We start from the raw sequence: 15,182 nt of genomic DNA, 5'->3' as shown, positions 1-15,182 counted from the left end.
ATTATAAACCTTATAAAAGTAATACTTTCATTTTATCAAAAAAGAGGAGAAAATTCACCCTCTAGCGTCAAATTACTTGCTTTATGTTTTCTTATTTGGTATCATTCTAAATAAGAAAACATAAACAAGGAGTTAAAATGCGATTTAGAAAATTTATCATCACGGCACTGATTGGTGTCTTTGCGCTTGTTATGGAGTTTGGCTTTGACCAGCCTCACATTGCTTATCTTTTGGTGGCTATTGCAGGTGGGTGTATGGCATTTGTCATGTTGGTTGATATGATTAAGACGCTTCGTCATGGTCAGTATGGTGTTGACCTTTTAGCTATCGTGGCTATTGTGACGACGCTTTTAGTCGGTGATTACTGGGCGAGTCTGATGATTTTAATCATGCTGACAGGTGGTGAGAGCTTAGAAGAGTACGCAAGCCGTCAGGCTGGTCGAGAACTGCGAGAGCTTTTGGACAATTCACCGCAAGAAGCGCACCTGAAAAAAGGAGAAGACTGGGTAGATGTCCCCGTTGATGACGTAGCGATTGGCGATATTATTTTAGTGAAACCAAACGAGGTCATCCCTATTGACGGTGTGGTAGTGCAAGGAGAGACCAGCGTCAACGAATCTTCTCTGACAGGTGAGTCACTCCTAGTAGATAAAACGATTAACGACGAAGTGCTATCTGGTTCGATAAATGGCGACAATGCCATTCGGATAAAAGCAAGTCGTCTAGCTAAGGACAGTCAGTACCAAGTCTTGGTCAATCTCATCAAGGAAACAGAGCAAAAGCCTGCCCGCTTTGTGCGTCTGGCAGACCGCTATGCGGTGCCATTTACCGTTGCTGCCTTTGTCATTGGTGGGCTTGCTTGGTATATTAGTGGTGATGTCATGCGCTTTGCGCAGGTCTTGGTGGTTGCTTCACCTTGTCCTTTGATTTTAGCAGCGCCCATTGCCTTTGTGGCAGGGATGAGCCGCTCAAGCCGTTCTGGTATTGTCATCAAGTCAGCAACCAGCTTTGAAATGCTTGAAAAAGCAAAACTAATCGCCTTTGACAAGACAGGTACAATCACCAATGGTCAGCTCATGGTGGATAAGATTGTTCCAAATACTGGTGTCTCAAAAGAAGAGCTCTTGCAGATTGCAGCTAGTAGCGAGCAAGAATCTACACACATTTTGGCTCGTTCTTTGGTTGATTACGCTAAACAAGAAGGCATAGACTTGTTACCACTGACTTCTAGTAAAGAGCTAACAGCTATGGGAGTGGAAAGTCAGATTGATGGGCACCTCGTCCGAGCAGGAAAGGCGAGCCTGATGGCTGACTTGCCTAGTGATTTGCAGGCGCATGAGACCGCTATCTACGTCTCAAAAGACGACCACTATCTAGGGTATATCGGCTTTAAGGATACCATTCGCCCAGAGTCTAAGGAAACCATAGAGCGCCTTAAAAATTATGGCATTCAAAACGTGCTTATGCTGACAGGGGATAAAAAAGCTGTCGCTGAAAAAGTCGCCAAAGAAGTGGGTATCACACAAGTGCAGGCAGAGTGTCTGCCCCAAGATAAAATCAAACGTCTGCAGGACGCTCCAAGTGATCAACACCCAACAGTCATGGTAGGAGATGGGGTCAATGACGCTCCAGCGCTTGTCGCAGCTGATGTTGGCATTGCCATGGGAGCGCACGGTGCGACAACGGCTAGTGAAAATGCAGATGTTGTCATCCTCCAAGATGACCTCAGTAAAGTGGCTGGCTTGGTTGGTATCTCAAAAGATACGTTGCTTGTGGCAAAACAGTCTGTATGGATTGGTCTTGGTATTTGTTTCCTATTGATGTTGATAGCAAGTACTGGTGTTATCCCAGCTTTACTAGGTGCTATTTTACAGGAGGTTATTGATACCATATCTATTTTATCAGCGCTAAGAGCGAGAAAAGACAGATAAAAACAGCTAATTCTAGCTGTTTTTATCTGTCTTTTGGTGTCTAAGTGTGGCACTGAATCTGGCAACCTTGCTTTTAGCGTATTTAAAATTGATACTTTGCTCGGCTAAGAAGTGGTCAAAATCATCCTTACCTTTTTTAGCGTCAAGCACTTCTAGCTCAAGCTCATAATCACGAATGCCAGCGTATTGATTGTCATCTAAAGCCATGAGCCCAATCGCCGTTTGGCATTCTCGTCTGGTGGTAGTGAGATAGCCAAAAACAGCTAACTGACTTGGGTCAACCCCTTGGTCTTTGATACGCTTTGTGATGTCATTTTCGGGCAATTGTCCTGTTTTAATCATCTCTTTAGCCTCATCAATAGGCAGAGCGATATTGTACTCCCAGTTGCCGACATCTTTTGGGATTTTTAGGGTCAACTCGGCTGCGTTTGAGATGGTGCGGATACGCAATGACATGCGGTGGGCTTTCATGTCGAAGTTTTCAGTATCAAAGTAGTAGTTGGTTTGTGTGACAGGTGCTACGTGTGAAAATTGCGCCTTGAGACGATTAAACTCGTCTTTTGTCAGCATCGTTTTAAATTCTATCTCAAGATGGTTCATAGTTCACGTCCTTTGGAAATTTTATGGTATAATAAACGTTAAGTTTATTTTATAAGAAATTGGCTCATTTGACAAGGTTTTGTCATGGGCTTAGAGGAGAGAGTGTATGGGCATGGACTGGGAAACCTTTTTAGACCCTTATATCCAGACAGTTGGTGAGTTGAAAATCAAGCTGAGAAGTATTCGCAAGCAATTTCGTAAGCAAAATAAACACTCGCCCATCGAGTTTGTGACAGGACGTGTCAAGTCTATTGAGAGTATTAAGGAAAAGATGGTCTTGCGTGATATTCGTTTTGAAAATCTAGCGACGGATTTGCAGGATATTGCTGGGCTTCGTATCATGGTGCAGTTTGTTGATGACGTTGATGATGTGCTGGAGCTTCTACGCAAACGTCAGGACATGACTATTGTGCAAGAGCGTGATTATATCCATCATATGAAAGCTAGTGGCTACCGCTCTTATCACGTGATTGTAGAGTACCCTGTTGATACCATTCATGGGCAAAAAAAGATTTTAGCTGAGATACAGATTAGGACTTTAGCCATGAATTTTTGGGCGACTATTGAGCACTCGCTCAATTACAAATACCAAGGTGACTTTCCAGAAGAAATCAAAAAACGTTTGGAAGTGACGGCTAAGATTGCTTTTGAACTAGATGAGGAAATGCGTAAAATCCGTGAGGATATTCGTGAAGCGCAGCTTTTATTTGACCCTGAAAATAGAAAGTTAAGTGATGGTGTAGGAAATAGCGATGACACAGATGAATTATACCGATAAGAAAAAGCCCACTCGTGTGGCGATTATTAGTAACGGCAAGTACCAGAGCAAGCGTATTGCAGGTAAGCTCTTTGCGATTTTTAAGGACGCTGATGATTTTTATCTGACCAAAAGAGATCCAGATGTGGTGATTAGTATTGGTGGTGACGGCATGTTGCTGTCTGCTTTTCACATGTACGAGAAGGCTCTAGACCATGTGCGTTTCGTCGGCATTCACACGGGGCACTTGGGTTTTTACACGGACTATCGTGACTTTGAGGTGGATAAACTGATTGAAAATCTCAGACAGGATAAGGGAGAGAGCATTTCTTATCCTATCGTTAAGGTCAAGATTACCCTGGCAGATGGGCGTGTTATCAAAGGGCGTGCGCTCAATGAGTCAACTATTAAGCGTATCGAAAAAACTATGGTGGTTGATGTCGTCATCAACAAGGTCAAGTTTGAGCGTTTTCGTGGAGATGGTCTGTCTGTCTCAACGCCGACAGGCAGCACGGCTTACAATAAATCGCTGGGCGGAGCCATTTTACACCCAACCATTGAAGCGCTGCAATTGACTGAAATCTCAAGTCTCAATAATCGTGTTTATCGCACCATTGGCTCCTCCCTTATCATCCCTAAGAAGGATGCTATCGAGGTGGTGCCAAAGCGCTTGGGGCTCTATACCATTTCTATTGACAATAAAACCATGCAGTACCGCAATGTCAAAAAGATTGAGTACAGTATTGACAGCAAGAAAATTCACTTTGTGGCGACACCGAGTCACACCAGCTTTTGGGAGCGTGTCATGGACGCCTTTATCGGAGAGTGCGATTCATGAGATTTGAGTTTGTAGCAGACAGACAAGTCAAGGTCAAAACGCTTCTCAAAAGCCATGATATTTCAAAAGGCTTGCTGGCTAAGGTCAAGTTCAAGGGAGGCAATATCTGGGTCAACGGTGTGGAGCAAAATGCTATTTATCTCCTTGATGTCGGCGATAAAGTAGCCATTGACATTCCTGACGAAGCGCCTCATGAAACGCTTACTCCAGTCAAAAAAGAACTGAATATTGTCGCAGAAGACGACCATTTTCTCGTCCTCAATAAACCCTACGGTGTGGCAAGTATCCCTAGTAAAAACCACACCAACACTATGGCGAATTTCATCAAGCACTATTATCAAGAAAAGGGTTACCCAAACCAGCAGGTGCATATCGTGACACGGCTGGATAAGGATACCAGCGGGCTCATGCTCTTTGCCAAGCACGGTTACGCCCATGCGAGACTGGATAAGCAGTTGCAGACAAAGTCTATTGAAAAGCGCTACTATGCCTTGGTGTCTGGTGAGGGGGACTTGCCAGACTCTGGTGAGATTATCGCACCGATCGCAAGGGATGTCTATAGTATCATCACGAGACGTGTGCACAAGTCTGGAAAGTATGCGCATACTAGCTACCAAGTGGTGGAGCGATTTGGAGATGTGGCTTTGGTGGATGTCTGGCTGCACACAGGGCGCACTCATCAGATACGTGTGCATTTTTCGCATATTGGTTTTCCGCTTTTGGGCGATGATTTGTACGGCGGGAGGATGGATCTTGGTATCACTCGCCAAGCTTTGCATTGTCATTCTCTTAGATTTACAGACCCTTTCACAAAAAAGCAGCGCTGTCATGAAATTGGCTTGACAGATGATTTTGATAGCGTTATCATAGAACTGAAAGAAAATAATAGAAGGAGTTGACTATGCGCTCTTTATTTGGAACTTTACGTGAAAAAGTAGCTAGTAACTATGTCAAGATTGTCTTTCCAGAGGGAAATGACGACCGTGTCTTGCGAGCTGCAGCACGCCTTAAGTTTGAAGGCTTGATTGACCCTGTGATCCTCGGTGAATATGACGAGGTGCACGACTCACTAGCTCGTCTAGGCTTTGTAGACCAAGACTACACCATTATCAATCCCAATGACTACGCAGACTTTGAGAACATGAAAGAAGCCTTTGTTGAGATTAGAAAAGGAAAAGCGACCCTAGAGGATGCGGATCGTCTCTTGCGTGATGTTAATTATTTTGGGGTCATGTTAGTCAAGATGGGCTTGGCTGATGGTATGGTGTCTGGAGCCATTCACTCGACAGCGGACACTGTGCGCCCAGCACTTCAAATCATCAAAACTAAGCCAGGGATTTCAAGGACATCTGGTGTGTTCTTGATGAATCGTGAGTCCACTGAGCAGCGTTTTCTCTTTGCGGACTGTGCGATTAACATCAACCCAAATGCTCAAGAATTGGCTGAAATTGCAATCAACACTGCGGAAACAGCAGCTATATTTGGCATTGACCCTAAAGTGGCTCTCTTGAGTTTTTCAACCAAAGGTAGTGCCAAAGCGCCGCAAGTCGACAAGGTACAAGAAGCCGTTCGACTGGCAAAAGAAATGGCACCTGATGTTGCCATTGATGGTGAGTTGCAGTTTGACGCTGCCTTTGTTGCAGAAACAGCAGCCATCAAAGCACCGGACAGCCCTGTTGCGGGACAAGCCAATGTCTTTATTTTCCCAGATTTGCAGTCTGGCAATATCGGCTACAAAATTGCACAACGCCTAGGAATGTTTGAGGCGATTGGACCTGTCCTTCAAGGGCTCAACGCACCTGTGAATGATTTGTCACGAGGCTCTAGTGCCGAGGACATTTACAAACTGTCTATTATCACAGCAGCGCAGGCGCTGGATAGACACTGATGGAGACAAAAGAAGCGAGAAAGTAAACTCGCTCTTTCTTTTTAGAATTGAGGTAAAACATGACAGATATTGCTTTAGTGACAGGCGCTTCTGCAGGCTTTGGCATTGCCATTGTGGAGCGCTTAATAGCGGATGGCTACAAGGTCATCGGTGCCGCAAGGCGCTTTGAGAAATTGCAAGAACTGGCAAAAAGACTCGGTGAGGATTTTTACCCGCTGGAGATGGATGTGACTGATAGAAGCTCTGTTGATAGGGCGCTAGCGTCTTTTGAGCCCATTTCCCTTTTGGTCAATAATGCTGGCTTGGCGCTGGGGCTTGATAAAGCTTATGAAGCGGATTTTGAGGATTGGCTAACCATGATTGAGACCAATGTGATTGGCTTAGCCTATGTGACACGAAAGCTCCTGCCTGATATGGTCAAGCGCAATCACGGTTTGATTATCAATCTTGGCTCAACAGCAGGCACCGTGCCTTATCCTGGTGCTAATGTCTACGGCAGCACCAAGGCTTTTGTCAAGCAGTTCTCGATCAATCTGCGGGCGGACCTTGCTGGGACACGCATTCGTGTATCCAACATCGAGCCTGGGCTTTGTGAGGGGACTGAGTTTTCCAATGTCCGCTTTAAGGGTGATGATGAGCGTGCTGAAAAGCTCTACGAGGGAGCGCACGCCATTCAACCAAAAGACATCGCAGAGACTGTCTCTTGGATAGCCAGCCAGCCTGAGCATGTCAATATCAACCGTATCGAAATCATGCCCACCTCGCAAACCTTTGGAGCGCAGCCAGTCTATCGTGACCTGTAAAAAAACAGTTTATGAAAAATAACGGAAACATTCGATTACAAAACCATGTCACTCTCATAACATTTCTGTTATGATGAGAAAAGAAAAGGGATAGTGACAGCCAGAATGCCTAGTTATTTAGCTGTCTTTTGTAATAATTGGAATATTTAAAATAGCAAGCCCTCTATTAGGGCTTTTCTTTTTGAGCGTCTGTGCTATAATGGTTGGGTCATAAAAAATGGAGGCTAAACATGAAAAATGGGACAAACACAAGTATCAGCTTTTGATAAAGCGACACGCTCAGGTTTTTTGGTGGCTCTAGGGATTGTCTACGGTGACATTGGGACAAGCCCGCTCTACACCATGCAGTCCTTGGTGACCAATCAAGGAGGTGCAAGCCACATCAGCGAAGCTTTTATACTAGGGTCCATTTCTTTGATTATCTGGACTTTGACCTTGGTGACGACTATCAAGTATGTCTTGATTGCGCTAAGGGCGGATAATCACCATGAGGGTGGGATTTTCTCGCTCTACACCTTGGTGCGCAAGATGAGCCCGTGGCTGATTATTCCAGCCATGATAGGCGGTGCGACTCTCTTGTCAGATGGTGCGATGACGCCAGCTGTTACGGTGACAACGGCTATCGAGGGCTTGCGGGCGGTGCCTTTCTTTAGTCATTTTTATAGTGACCAATGGCATGTGGTGGTGACAACGCTGTGCATTTTGTTGCTTCTTTTTAGCATTCAGCGTTTTGGAACACGCTTTATTGGACGGGTTTTTGGTCCAGTCATGATGACTTGGTTCTTTGTTTTGGGGCTGAGTGGGCTGTTGAACAGTTTTTCTTATCTGGCTGTTTTTAAAGCCATTAATCCCTATTATGCTCTTCATTTTTTGCTGAGTCCTGAAAATCATCGTGGTATTTTCATACTAGGGTCTATTTTCCTAGCGACAACAGGTGCAGAGGCGCTTTACTCGGATATGGGGCATGTCGGACGTAGCAATATCTATGTGTCTTGGCCTTTTGTCAAGATAGCTATCATCCTCTCCTATTGCGGTCAAGGAGCTTGGCTTTTGAGCCACAAGGGAGAAGACATAGCCCTCAATCCATTTTTTGCTAGTATCCCAGAGCAATTTCGGATTTTCCTCGTTCTGCTTGCGACACTAGCCGCTATCATTGCGTCGCAGGCGCTGATTTCAGGTTCTTTTACCTTGGTGTCTGAAGCCATGGGGCTAAAGCTCTTTCCGCTCTTTAAAACGACTTATCCAGGGGACAGTCGTGGGCAATCTTATATTCCAGCTATCAACTGGATATTATTCACCTTGACCAGTTGTGCCGTGCTTTTCTTCAAATCCTCCTCGCATATGGAGGCAGCTTACGGTCTTGCTATTACCATTACCATGCTGATGACGACGGTTTTACTGACCTATTATCTCATGCAAAAGGGTGTGCGGCCGCTCTTTGCTCGGTGTGGTATGGCAGTGTTTGCCGCTATTGAGTTTGTCTTTTTTGCGGCGTCTGCAGTCAAATTTTTAGAGGGTGGTTATGTCGTTATCGTTCTGACCTTAGCCATTTTGAGTTTGATGTTAGTCTGGTATCTCGGCGCTAAAATCATCTCTAGACACGTCAAACTCCTAGACCTCAATGACTATACAGAGCAGCTCTGTGAGCTAAAAAATGACAGCCAGTACCCACTTTATCAAACCAACATTGTCTATCTGACCAACAGACTTGAGGGGGATAAGATTGACCGCTCTATTCTCTACTCTATCTTAGACAAGCACCCAAAACGTGCTTGCGTTTATTGGTTTGTCAAGGTCAATGTCACAGATGAGCCTTACACCTCAAACTACAAAGTAGATATGATGGGAACGGACTTTATCGTCAAGGTCGAGCTCAATCTCGGCTTTAGGGTGCGCCAAGCAGTGCCCAAATACCTGCGCACGATTGTGCAGGAGCTGATGGCAAGCCACAGATTGCCTAAGCAAAAGCAGAAGTACACGATTGATGAGGGGCGTGAGGTTGGTGATTTTCGCTTTGTCGTTTTAGATGAGCGAGTGGAGGATACCAGCAGTCTGTCAGCGGGTGCCAGCTTCATTCTCCAGCTAAAGGCAGCTATCAAGCACTATACAGCCAGTCCTATCAAGTGGTTCTCACTGCAGTTTACTGATGTTTCTATCGAGCATGTGCCGATTTTGATTGAGGATGCGGGTGGATATGCTATCGAGGAGGAGCGTCCTTATAGGTCGAAGTCATCGGATGCTATGGATGCGCCAGAAGTCACATCTGACCAGCCAACCAAGGCTTGCGCAGAGTCTGCTAGGTAGGCTTCTAGTAGTGGTTTGATGTCTTGGACGATTTCTACATAGCCTTTGTCTCCATGAAGACTTGTGACCTTGTAGTAAGAGTCCATGAGAATAGCAGAAAAGGCAGATTGAGCCAAGGGCAGGTGTAACTGCCCTTTTTCTGTACTGTCTAGCTGGTCTTTAATCCAGCCATCAAGCGCTGTGGCGTTGTCTGCGAGCTCAAAAGGACTGCTAGGTTTGTGATTGTCATAAGCAACCGCACCAAAACCATTGTAAAAAGCCACTTGATAAGGCAAATGGTCAAGAAAATGCATCTCCATGTAATGATAAAAGGAAGTCAATTGCTGGGTGAGAGCGATGGTTTTCTGAGTGTCAGAAAAAGGGTGCAGCTTAGCAAAGACATAGCCTTTCTTTTCCTCAAAGCTAAAAAGCAGCTGTGGCACGCCAAGCTCTTGTCTTTCAAAGCAGAATAGTCCATCATAGTCATGATTTTCTGGATAACTGTCCGCAATACTGATGGTAAAAAGTTCAGAAAAGGCTTCTATCAGCTTTTCAAAGTAAGTACGCTCTGCTGTGTTTCTAGTCAGCGCTAAAATATTTTTTGCTTTCATAGTGCTATGATAGCGATTTTTAGGCTATTAAGCAAGAAAGCTGTTTGTCGCTAGGATAGTATCAGTTTAGCGCAGGATAGCACTATCTTTTATGGAACGACCTGTTACAATAGAGTAAGAACAAGACAAGGAGGTACGCTATGGAGCGCAAGGTGATTTTTTTAGATGTGGACGGCACGCTGGTGGATTACCACAATCAATTTCCAGCGTCAGCTATTACTGCCGTAAAAGAGGCAAGACAAAAAGGACACTTGGTCTTTGTCTGTACAGGGCGCAGCAAGGCTGAAATGCAAAAAGACATCTGGGAGATGGGCATTGACGGTATGATTGGAGGCAACGGCTCTTACATCGAGTATAGGGACGAGGTCATCTACCACCAGGTCATCCCAAAAGACGAAGCGAGAGACATCGTTGACTGGCTCAAAGAGCGTGATTTGGCGTTTTACCTAGAGAGTAATAACCGGGCTATTTGCCAGCGAAAACTTTAAAGAAAAGGCACAGCCAGCGCTGAGAGAGTACATGCTAGGCAAGGGCAAGAGTGCAGAAGAAGTGGCACATCTAAAGACCGATGACGTCATACACGGTCTCGTCTACGGGGGCGAGCTCTACCGAGACGACCTCAACAAGGTCAGCTTTGTCCTCTCTTCTTATCAAGACCATTTGGACTCTAAAGCTGCATTTCCAAATCTCAAGGCAGGTACTTGGGGCGGACGAGGTGAGAGCGCACTCTTTGGCGACTTGGGCGTCAAAGACATTGACAAAGCTCAGGCAATTCGCCGTATTCTTGACCACCTTGGTGCTAGCCAGAAAGACACTATTGCCTTTGGTGATGCCAAGGTTGACATTCCTATGCTGGACTATTGCGCTGTAGGAGTGGCTATGGGAAATGGTGGTCCTGAGATTCTAGCCATGGCAGATATGATTACAGACGATGTTGAGCATGACGGCCTTTACAAGGCTTTTGAGCAATTAGGATTATTAGACGATTAAAAAAGGTAACACATTGTGTTACCTTGAAGAGAAGTCGTTACAATTGGTGTTTTTTAGCTTTTTCTTCGTAGATATCTTGCATGAGTAAGACAAAGTCGGCTAGGCTTTGTCTTTTATCGTTTTCATGGGTAACTAGGACGCAATCAAAGTGTTCCTGCGTATCAAAAGGCACCCAGACGAAGGCACTGGAGAAATCTTTGAGGTAACCTGGGCTAAGACAAACGGCTTGCCCTGATGCGACAGAAACCATGGTAAAGTCATGTGTTGGGCTGTTGAGTGTTTGGAGTGGCACTTGGTCAAGCACTTGCTTTTGTACTCTACGAAGTGTCTGACTAGAACCACCATTAACCAAAAGCGTGCGTCCGTCTAAATCTCTAGCCTGTGCTTTTTGCAGTTGAGCAAGAGTATCATCGGGATTTACTAGAAGATAGATGTAGCTGGTATACAGCGGGTGGATACGTGCATTTGGTAATTTTTGAGCTTCCTCTCTGGTGGTGAAAATCATGTCCACACTGCCTTCTCTAAATCGGCTAAACCAATCTTCTAAAGCGATTTGAGGTGTAATCAAAACGTCGGGGTGTAATTCCCTAAATTCTCTGATGACCTCTGGCAGAAAGTGCAGATGAGACCGCAAAGAGTAGCTGATAGTGAGATTTTGACTATAGCGAGAAGAAAAATTTTGCCCTTATTCAATGGCGGACTGTAACTCTTGTTTGATATGTGTTATCTGTTGGTAAAATTGTTGCCCTGCAGGTGTCGTCAGATGGACGGATTTTCCAACACGCTCAAAGATGGCAAAACCAACCTCTTCCTCAATCACTTTAATCTGATAAGACAATGCAGGTTGTGAGATAAATAGATTTTCAGCTGCACGGTTGAAATTTAGCGTTTTTGAAAGCTCTATTAAATAATCCATTTGTTTAGAATTCATTTGTAGCCTCTTTAATAAAAAAAGGGAACTATATATCAATTTACACCAAGCGCAATATATAGTATTTGCGTGAATATCAAAAAAGGCGACTTCCAAGAGGAAATCGTCTTTTTCTACTAGTTTACAATATTTTGAGTCGCAGTTATAATTTTATCCTTATATCGAACAACATCTTCAATAGATACTTTTTTGATAGCTTGTATATATTGGCTCATATATTCAAAATCAATATTCCCATGAACATTAACAGGTAATTCTACTGGTATTTCTGAAATAACATCCAAAGCAAATGATTGCTGTCCCCAAACAAAATTAGCAAATGATTTTTTCATTGAACTGATAATGTACAGAGCTATATTTTCAGTCAAAGTACCGTAAGCTTCATTTAATTTGAATACTTGTATTTTATCTCCTGTAAAATAAGCATTTGGCTGATAATACATGGTAGCAGTATCTTGTCCAAAAGAGATGGTATCTTTAGGGTTGAGATATTGTTCATCAAAGTTGATATACCCTCGAATGCCATTTTTACTTTCCCCTCTTGCTACATAAGGAAATTGACCATCAAAAGTGATGCTATTGGCATTTATCTTCTTTTTGGTTGGAACAATATCAAACAATCCTTTTTCGTCCACCTCAATCAATTTACCACGCATAACATAAGTCGAAGCTAATTTGAAAGACTTAAATTTTGGCTTGTAATCTAATAAAGTGTGTTCTTCATCAGTCAAATGATAGTCATTTAAGCTAGTTGCTATCAAATAGGCTTCCAGCTCTTGGATGTATTCGGCTTCCAGCTCTTTTATAAACTCTTCCATAAACTGCCAGTCAATATCAGATTTGTTATAGTTATTTAGGTCAGAACTGGTTTTTAATGGCAAATCAATAGTTTCGTTCTCAACTTTATCATCCCAACTTGCTTTATTATAGTAATCAAATTTGAGCTGAATATTTGTTTGTAAGCATCGTTGTAAAAATAAAAGCTGTCTATATGTAGGAATCCTGTCTTTTAATCGAATCTGATAAGCATTATACAAAGTACCTGTTCTTTGTGGTTGAGCATAGACCATTCCAGTTGATATTGCTCCATCATTTACAACATCTAAAGTAAGTTCTTCTGATTCCCAATCACATTCTCTACCATAATACATGATACCATTGTCGCCAGCTTTAGCATTTATAAGTGGTAAATTATACTCTTTCGTTCTCTTAGTAGAAACATCATTTTTCTTGTCAAATGTCTTTTTTAACCGTTTTAATGGTAATTTTTCGAAAAGTTCATTATTTTTGAATGTCCCCCAATTTCTATCTAACAGTCCTTCCATGACTACTTACCTTGACCTTTCATAAGTTGACTTACTTGCCAAGATAAAAAATCGCCAACAGACTTCTTAAAATCTTCTAGCTGTGGAATACGTTCAATTTTTGCATGCTGATTAAAGGTCCAGTCATCTCCTCTTAGAGTAATTCTATCTCTGATAACTTTCCCATTTTCTACCGTATAGTAAGCTGTATCAGGTAAGTTTCCTAAAACGATGTCCACAACTTCTTGATACCTTGCTTTAGCATTATCAGTATCACGAAGATTGACGGCTTGGCTAGATTTTTTGCGATTTTGACGAGTATAGCCATCTTCAGAAAAATCAATAAAAGTTACTGCCTGTTTTTCATTATGTGGTTCATTTACCTTGAATACATAAATAGCTGTTTGTACACTTGCTTTTCCACCAAATAAATCGTTTGGCATGCGAATTGATGCAATTAAGGAACTTTTCTCTAAGATGCGTTTTGTATATGGTAGTCCTTGGCTTGAGCCAGCATTTTCTTGTATTAAAACCGCTCCATAGCCCCTCTCCATTTTTGAAAAGGCTTCTTCAACAAAATTAAATCCTTTACCAGATGCAGAGTATGGCGGATTCAACAAGAAGACATTAGCTGGGAAACTCTCTCTATGGTATAACTCATGAGAGTTTCCGTTTTTCATATTACTAGAGCCATCTCCCATCAAAATCATATTAAGAATAGCTAAAATATAGATATTTCCGAGAAGTTCAATTCCTAGTAATTGTTGCTCTTTGATGTGCGAAATCTTATTAGATAATTTTTCCTTGTCTTGAATTTTGGAACGTGCATCTTTTAGCATGGCATCCATTGCCGATACTAAGAATCCACCTGAACCCATCGCAGTATCCCAAACATAGGAATCCATATCGGTACGTGTCAACTTGACCATCAATTCTGTAACATAACGTGGTGTTAAGACGACATCATTAGACACATCATTTTCAATAGATACCCAGTCGTTGAGGGAATTTAGGATTTTTCCTGTGAAATCAAGTTGTAAATCTGATTCTAGTAATGGAATGATAGTATTATAAACATCAGTAAAAATTTGTTTAATTAAGGATTCTCCATTACGAGTTTTCCAAAGAACTTGTTTTGTGAAGATTGGTCTCAGCAAATCTTCAATCATTGTTATTTTATGAGAATCTGCTTTGCGTTTCTTCAAAAATGTTTTGATTCTGCGTAGAATTGTCTGACCGTCATTCTCTACTTTATCGTCATTTCCTTCAAGGGCTTTTGGGGTTAATCGGCTAACTCCACTTGTTTGTAAACCTGCCATGATAAGACCAGAAAAGACATATAATTTTTCATTAGTGGTTAGAGCATTTTTTAAAGATGCGTTTTCATAAATCTCTTGATGTATTTTCTTGACTGCTTTTTCAAGTTCATCTTCCGTCTTATGGGTTAAGGCTTCTAATTCCTCTTCGGATAGTGTCAGTCTATCTAAAATATCAAAGAATTTTTCTAAATTAGAATCTTTCAATAAATCCTACGATTTATCCAAATCAGCAACATGCTTAGGTTGGAGTTTGTTCAACTTCGATAGATAGTAAGCTTTTTGTTCAGGATTTTTTACTTTGTTATCTTCATCGAGTTCAGTTCCGTTAATCCCTATGAAAATAATCTCATCATAAATTGAAAACTCACTTTCTAATATGTTTTTTGCATAATGATAGGCTCCATTTACAGCAAACTGGACAATAGCAGTTGTGTTAGGGTCACCTTTCTTATGTGGATTCTTAGCACTTTCTTTTGAATCAGATGCCCATGGTACTATTTGAACGATGTTCCCATCTTTATCAATTTTTTCCAGTTTGTTCTTAGAACCCTTTGCTTCAATAATAACTGGAATATGCCTGTTTAATGTCTTAGAATTAAGCATTAGCATAATATCAGGGTAATTACTGCCTGTTCCACCAGATTTAGAAGGAGCTGAGGTCAAAGCATCAGAAATACTTTTACTCATCAAATTTGCTTGTGTTTTACCATAGTATGTAATACCTAAGTTATCAAGATTTGTTTTGTAAAATTCTTCTACTTTTTCTTCGATAGACTTAGGCATTGCACACCTCGATTCTAGCAAAACAAAAAACTCCTCCACAAAAACGTGAAAAAGTCTGTTTTAGGGGTTGACAAAAAACACGTCCGATTACATAATCAGCGTGAGCTGTGAGCTGTGAGCTGTGAGCTGTGAGCTGTGAGCTGT

At 42.4% G+C, this 15,182-nt stretch carries 14 protein-coding genes and 1 pseudogene; 8 read left to right on the top strand and 7 right to left on the bottom strand.

Annotated elements, in window-relative coordinates:
• The first annotated feature begins 137 nt into the window (after positions 1 to 137).
• Entirely contained in the window at positions 138 to 1,931 is a 1,794-nt protein-coding gene (locus tag AALA56_RS02570) for a heavy metal translocating P-type ATPase (protein ID WP_369908631.1), read from the top strand.
• 12 nt (positions 1,932 to 1,943) lie between these two features.
• On the opposite strand, the gene AALA56_RS02565 is transcribed toward AALA56_RS02570, so the two are convergent.
• Positions 1,944 to 2,531, bottom strand: coding sequence for a CYTH domain-containing protein (locus AALA56_RS02565; RefSeq protein WP_369908629.1), 588 nt, complete (start codon positions 2,529 to 2,531; stop codon positions 1,944 to 1,946).
• Positions 2,532 to 2,637: 106 nt separating this feature from the next.
• Here AALA56_RS02565 and AALA56_RS02560 point away from each other — a divergent pair, with 106 nt between their 5' ends.
• From AALA56_RS02560 to AALA56_RS02535, 6 genes are all read left to right on the top strand, one after another.
• Entirely contained in the window at positions 2,638 to 3,309 is a 672-nt protein-coding gene (locus AALA56_RS02560; RefSeq protein WP_115269792.1) for a GTP pyrophosphokinase, read from the top strand.
• The gene (locus AALA56_RS02555) at positions 3,284 to 4,126 is read left to right on the top strand and encodes an NAD kinase (protein WP_369908628.1); all 843 of its coding nucleotides are present in this window, start codon (positions 3,284 to 3,286) and stop codon (positions 4,124 to 4,126) included. Before AALA56_RS02560 ends, AALA56_RS02555 begins: the two co-directional genes overlap by 26 nt.
• A complete protein-coding gene (locus AALA56_RS02550; protein ID WP_369908627.1) occupies positions 4,123 to 5,025 on the top strand; it encodes an RluA family pseudouridine synthase in 903 nt (300 codons plus the stop codon). Before AALA56_RS02555 ends, AALA56_RS02550 begins: the two co-directional genes overlap by 4 nt.
• 2 nt (positions 5,026 to 5,027) lie before the next feature.
• Positions 5,028 to 6,014, top strand: a complete 987-nt coding sequence (pta, locus tag AALA56_RS02545) for a phosphate acetyltransferase (protein ID WP_369908626.1) — start codon at positions 5,028 to 5,030, stop codon at positions 6,012 to 6,014.
• A gap of 59 nt (positions 6,015 to 6,073) precedes the next feature.
• Positions 6,074 to 6,817 carry an SDR family NAD(P)-dependent oxidoreductase gene (locus tag AALA56_RS02540; protein WP_369908625.1) on the top strand — a complete coding sequence of 248 codons (744 nt, stop codon included), beginning with the start codon at positions 6,074 to 6,076 and terminating at the stop codon, positions 6,815 to 6,817.
• A 237-nt stretch (positions 6,818 to 7,054) separates the two neighbouring features.
• Positions 7,055 to 9,121, top strand: coding sequence for a KUP/HAK/KT family potassium transporter (locus tag AALA56_RS02535; RefSeq protein WP_369908624.1), 2,067 nt, complete (start codon positions 7,055 to 7,057; stop codon positions 9,119 to 9,121).
• Here the strand turns inward: AALA56_RS02535 and AALA56_RS02530 are convergent.
• The gene (locus AALA56_RS02530) at positions 9,034 to 9,711 is read right to left on the bottom strand and encodes a hypothetical protein (RefSeq protein WP_369908623.1); all 678 of its coding nucleotides are present in this window, start codon (positions 9,709 to 9,711) and stop codon (positions 9,034 to 9,036) included. The genes AALA56_RS02535 and AALA56_RS02530 overlap by 88 nt on opposite strands.
• Positions 9,712 to 9,851: 140 nt before the next feature.
• Here AALA56_RS02530 and AALA56_RS02525 point away from each other — a divergent pair.
• Positions 9,852 to 10,701: pseudogene (locus AALA56_RS02525) on the top strand (Cof-type HAD-IIB family hydrolase).
• Between the two features lie 37 nt (positions 10,702 to 10,738).
• Here AALA56_RS02525 and AALA56_RS02520 read toward each other — a convergent pair.
• From AALA56_RS02520 to AALA56_RS02500, 5 genes are all read right to left on the bottom strand, one after another.
• A complete protein-coding gene (locus AALA56_RS02520) occupies positions 10,739 to 11,347 on the bottom strand; it encodes a LysR substrate-binding domain-containing protein (RefSeq protein WP_369908670.1) in 609 nt (202 codons plus the stop codon).
• 39 nt (positions 11,348 to 11,386) lie between these two features.
• Entirely contained in the window at positions 11,387 to 11,632 is a 246-nt protein-coding gene (locus AALA56_RS02515; RefSeq protein WP_369908622.1) for a LysR family transcriptional regulator, read from the bottom strand.
• 116 nt (positions 11,633 to 11,748) lie between these two features.
• Positions 11,749 to 12,957: a restriction endonuclease subunit S gene (locus AALA56_RS02510; RefSeq protein WP_369908621.1), complete on the bottom strand. Its 1,209-nt coding sequence runs from the start codon at positions 12,955 to 12,957 to the stop codon at positions 11,749 to 11,751.
• A gap of 2 nt (positions 12,958 to 12,959) precedes the next feature.
• The gene (locus AALA56_RS02505) at positions 12,960 to 14,459 is read right to left on the bottom strand and encodes an HsdM family class I SAM-dependent methyltransferase (RefSeq protein WP_369908620.1); all 1,500 of its coding nucleotides are present in this window, start codon (positions 14,457 to 14,459) and stop codon (positions 12,960 to 12,962) included.
• Between the two features lie 6 nt (positions 14,460 to 14,465).
• Positions 14,466 to 15,038 (bottom strand): hypothetical protein, encoded by a 573-nt coding sequence (locus AALA56_RS02500; protein ID WP_369908619.1) that lies wholly within the window; start codon positions 15,036 to 15,038, stop codon positions 14,466 to 14,468.
• Positions 15,039 to 15,182 lie beyond the last annotated feature (144 nt).

Source organism: Streptococcus hyointestinalis, from assembly GCF_041225505.1.
Lineage (GTDB): Bacteria > Bacillota > Bacilli > Lactobacillales > Streptococcaceae > Streptococcus > Streptococcus hyointestinalis_B.
This window is presented reverse-complemented; position numbering and strand designations above follow the sequence as displayed.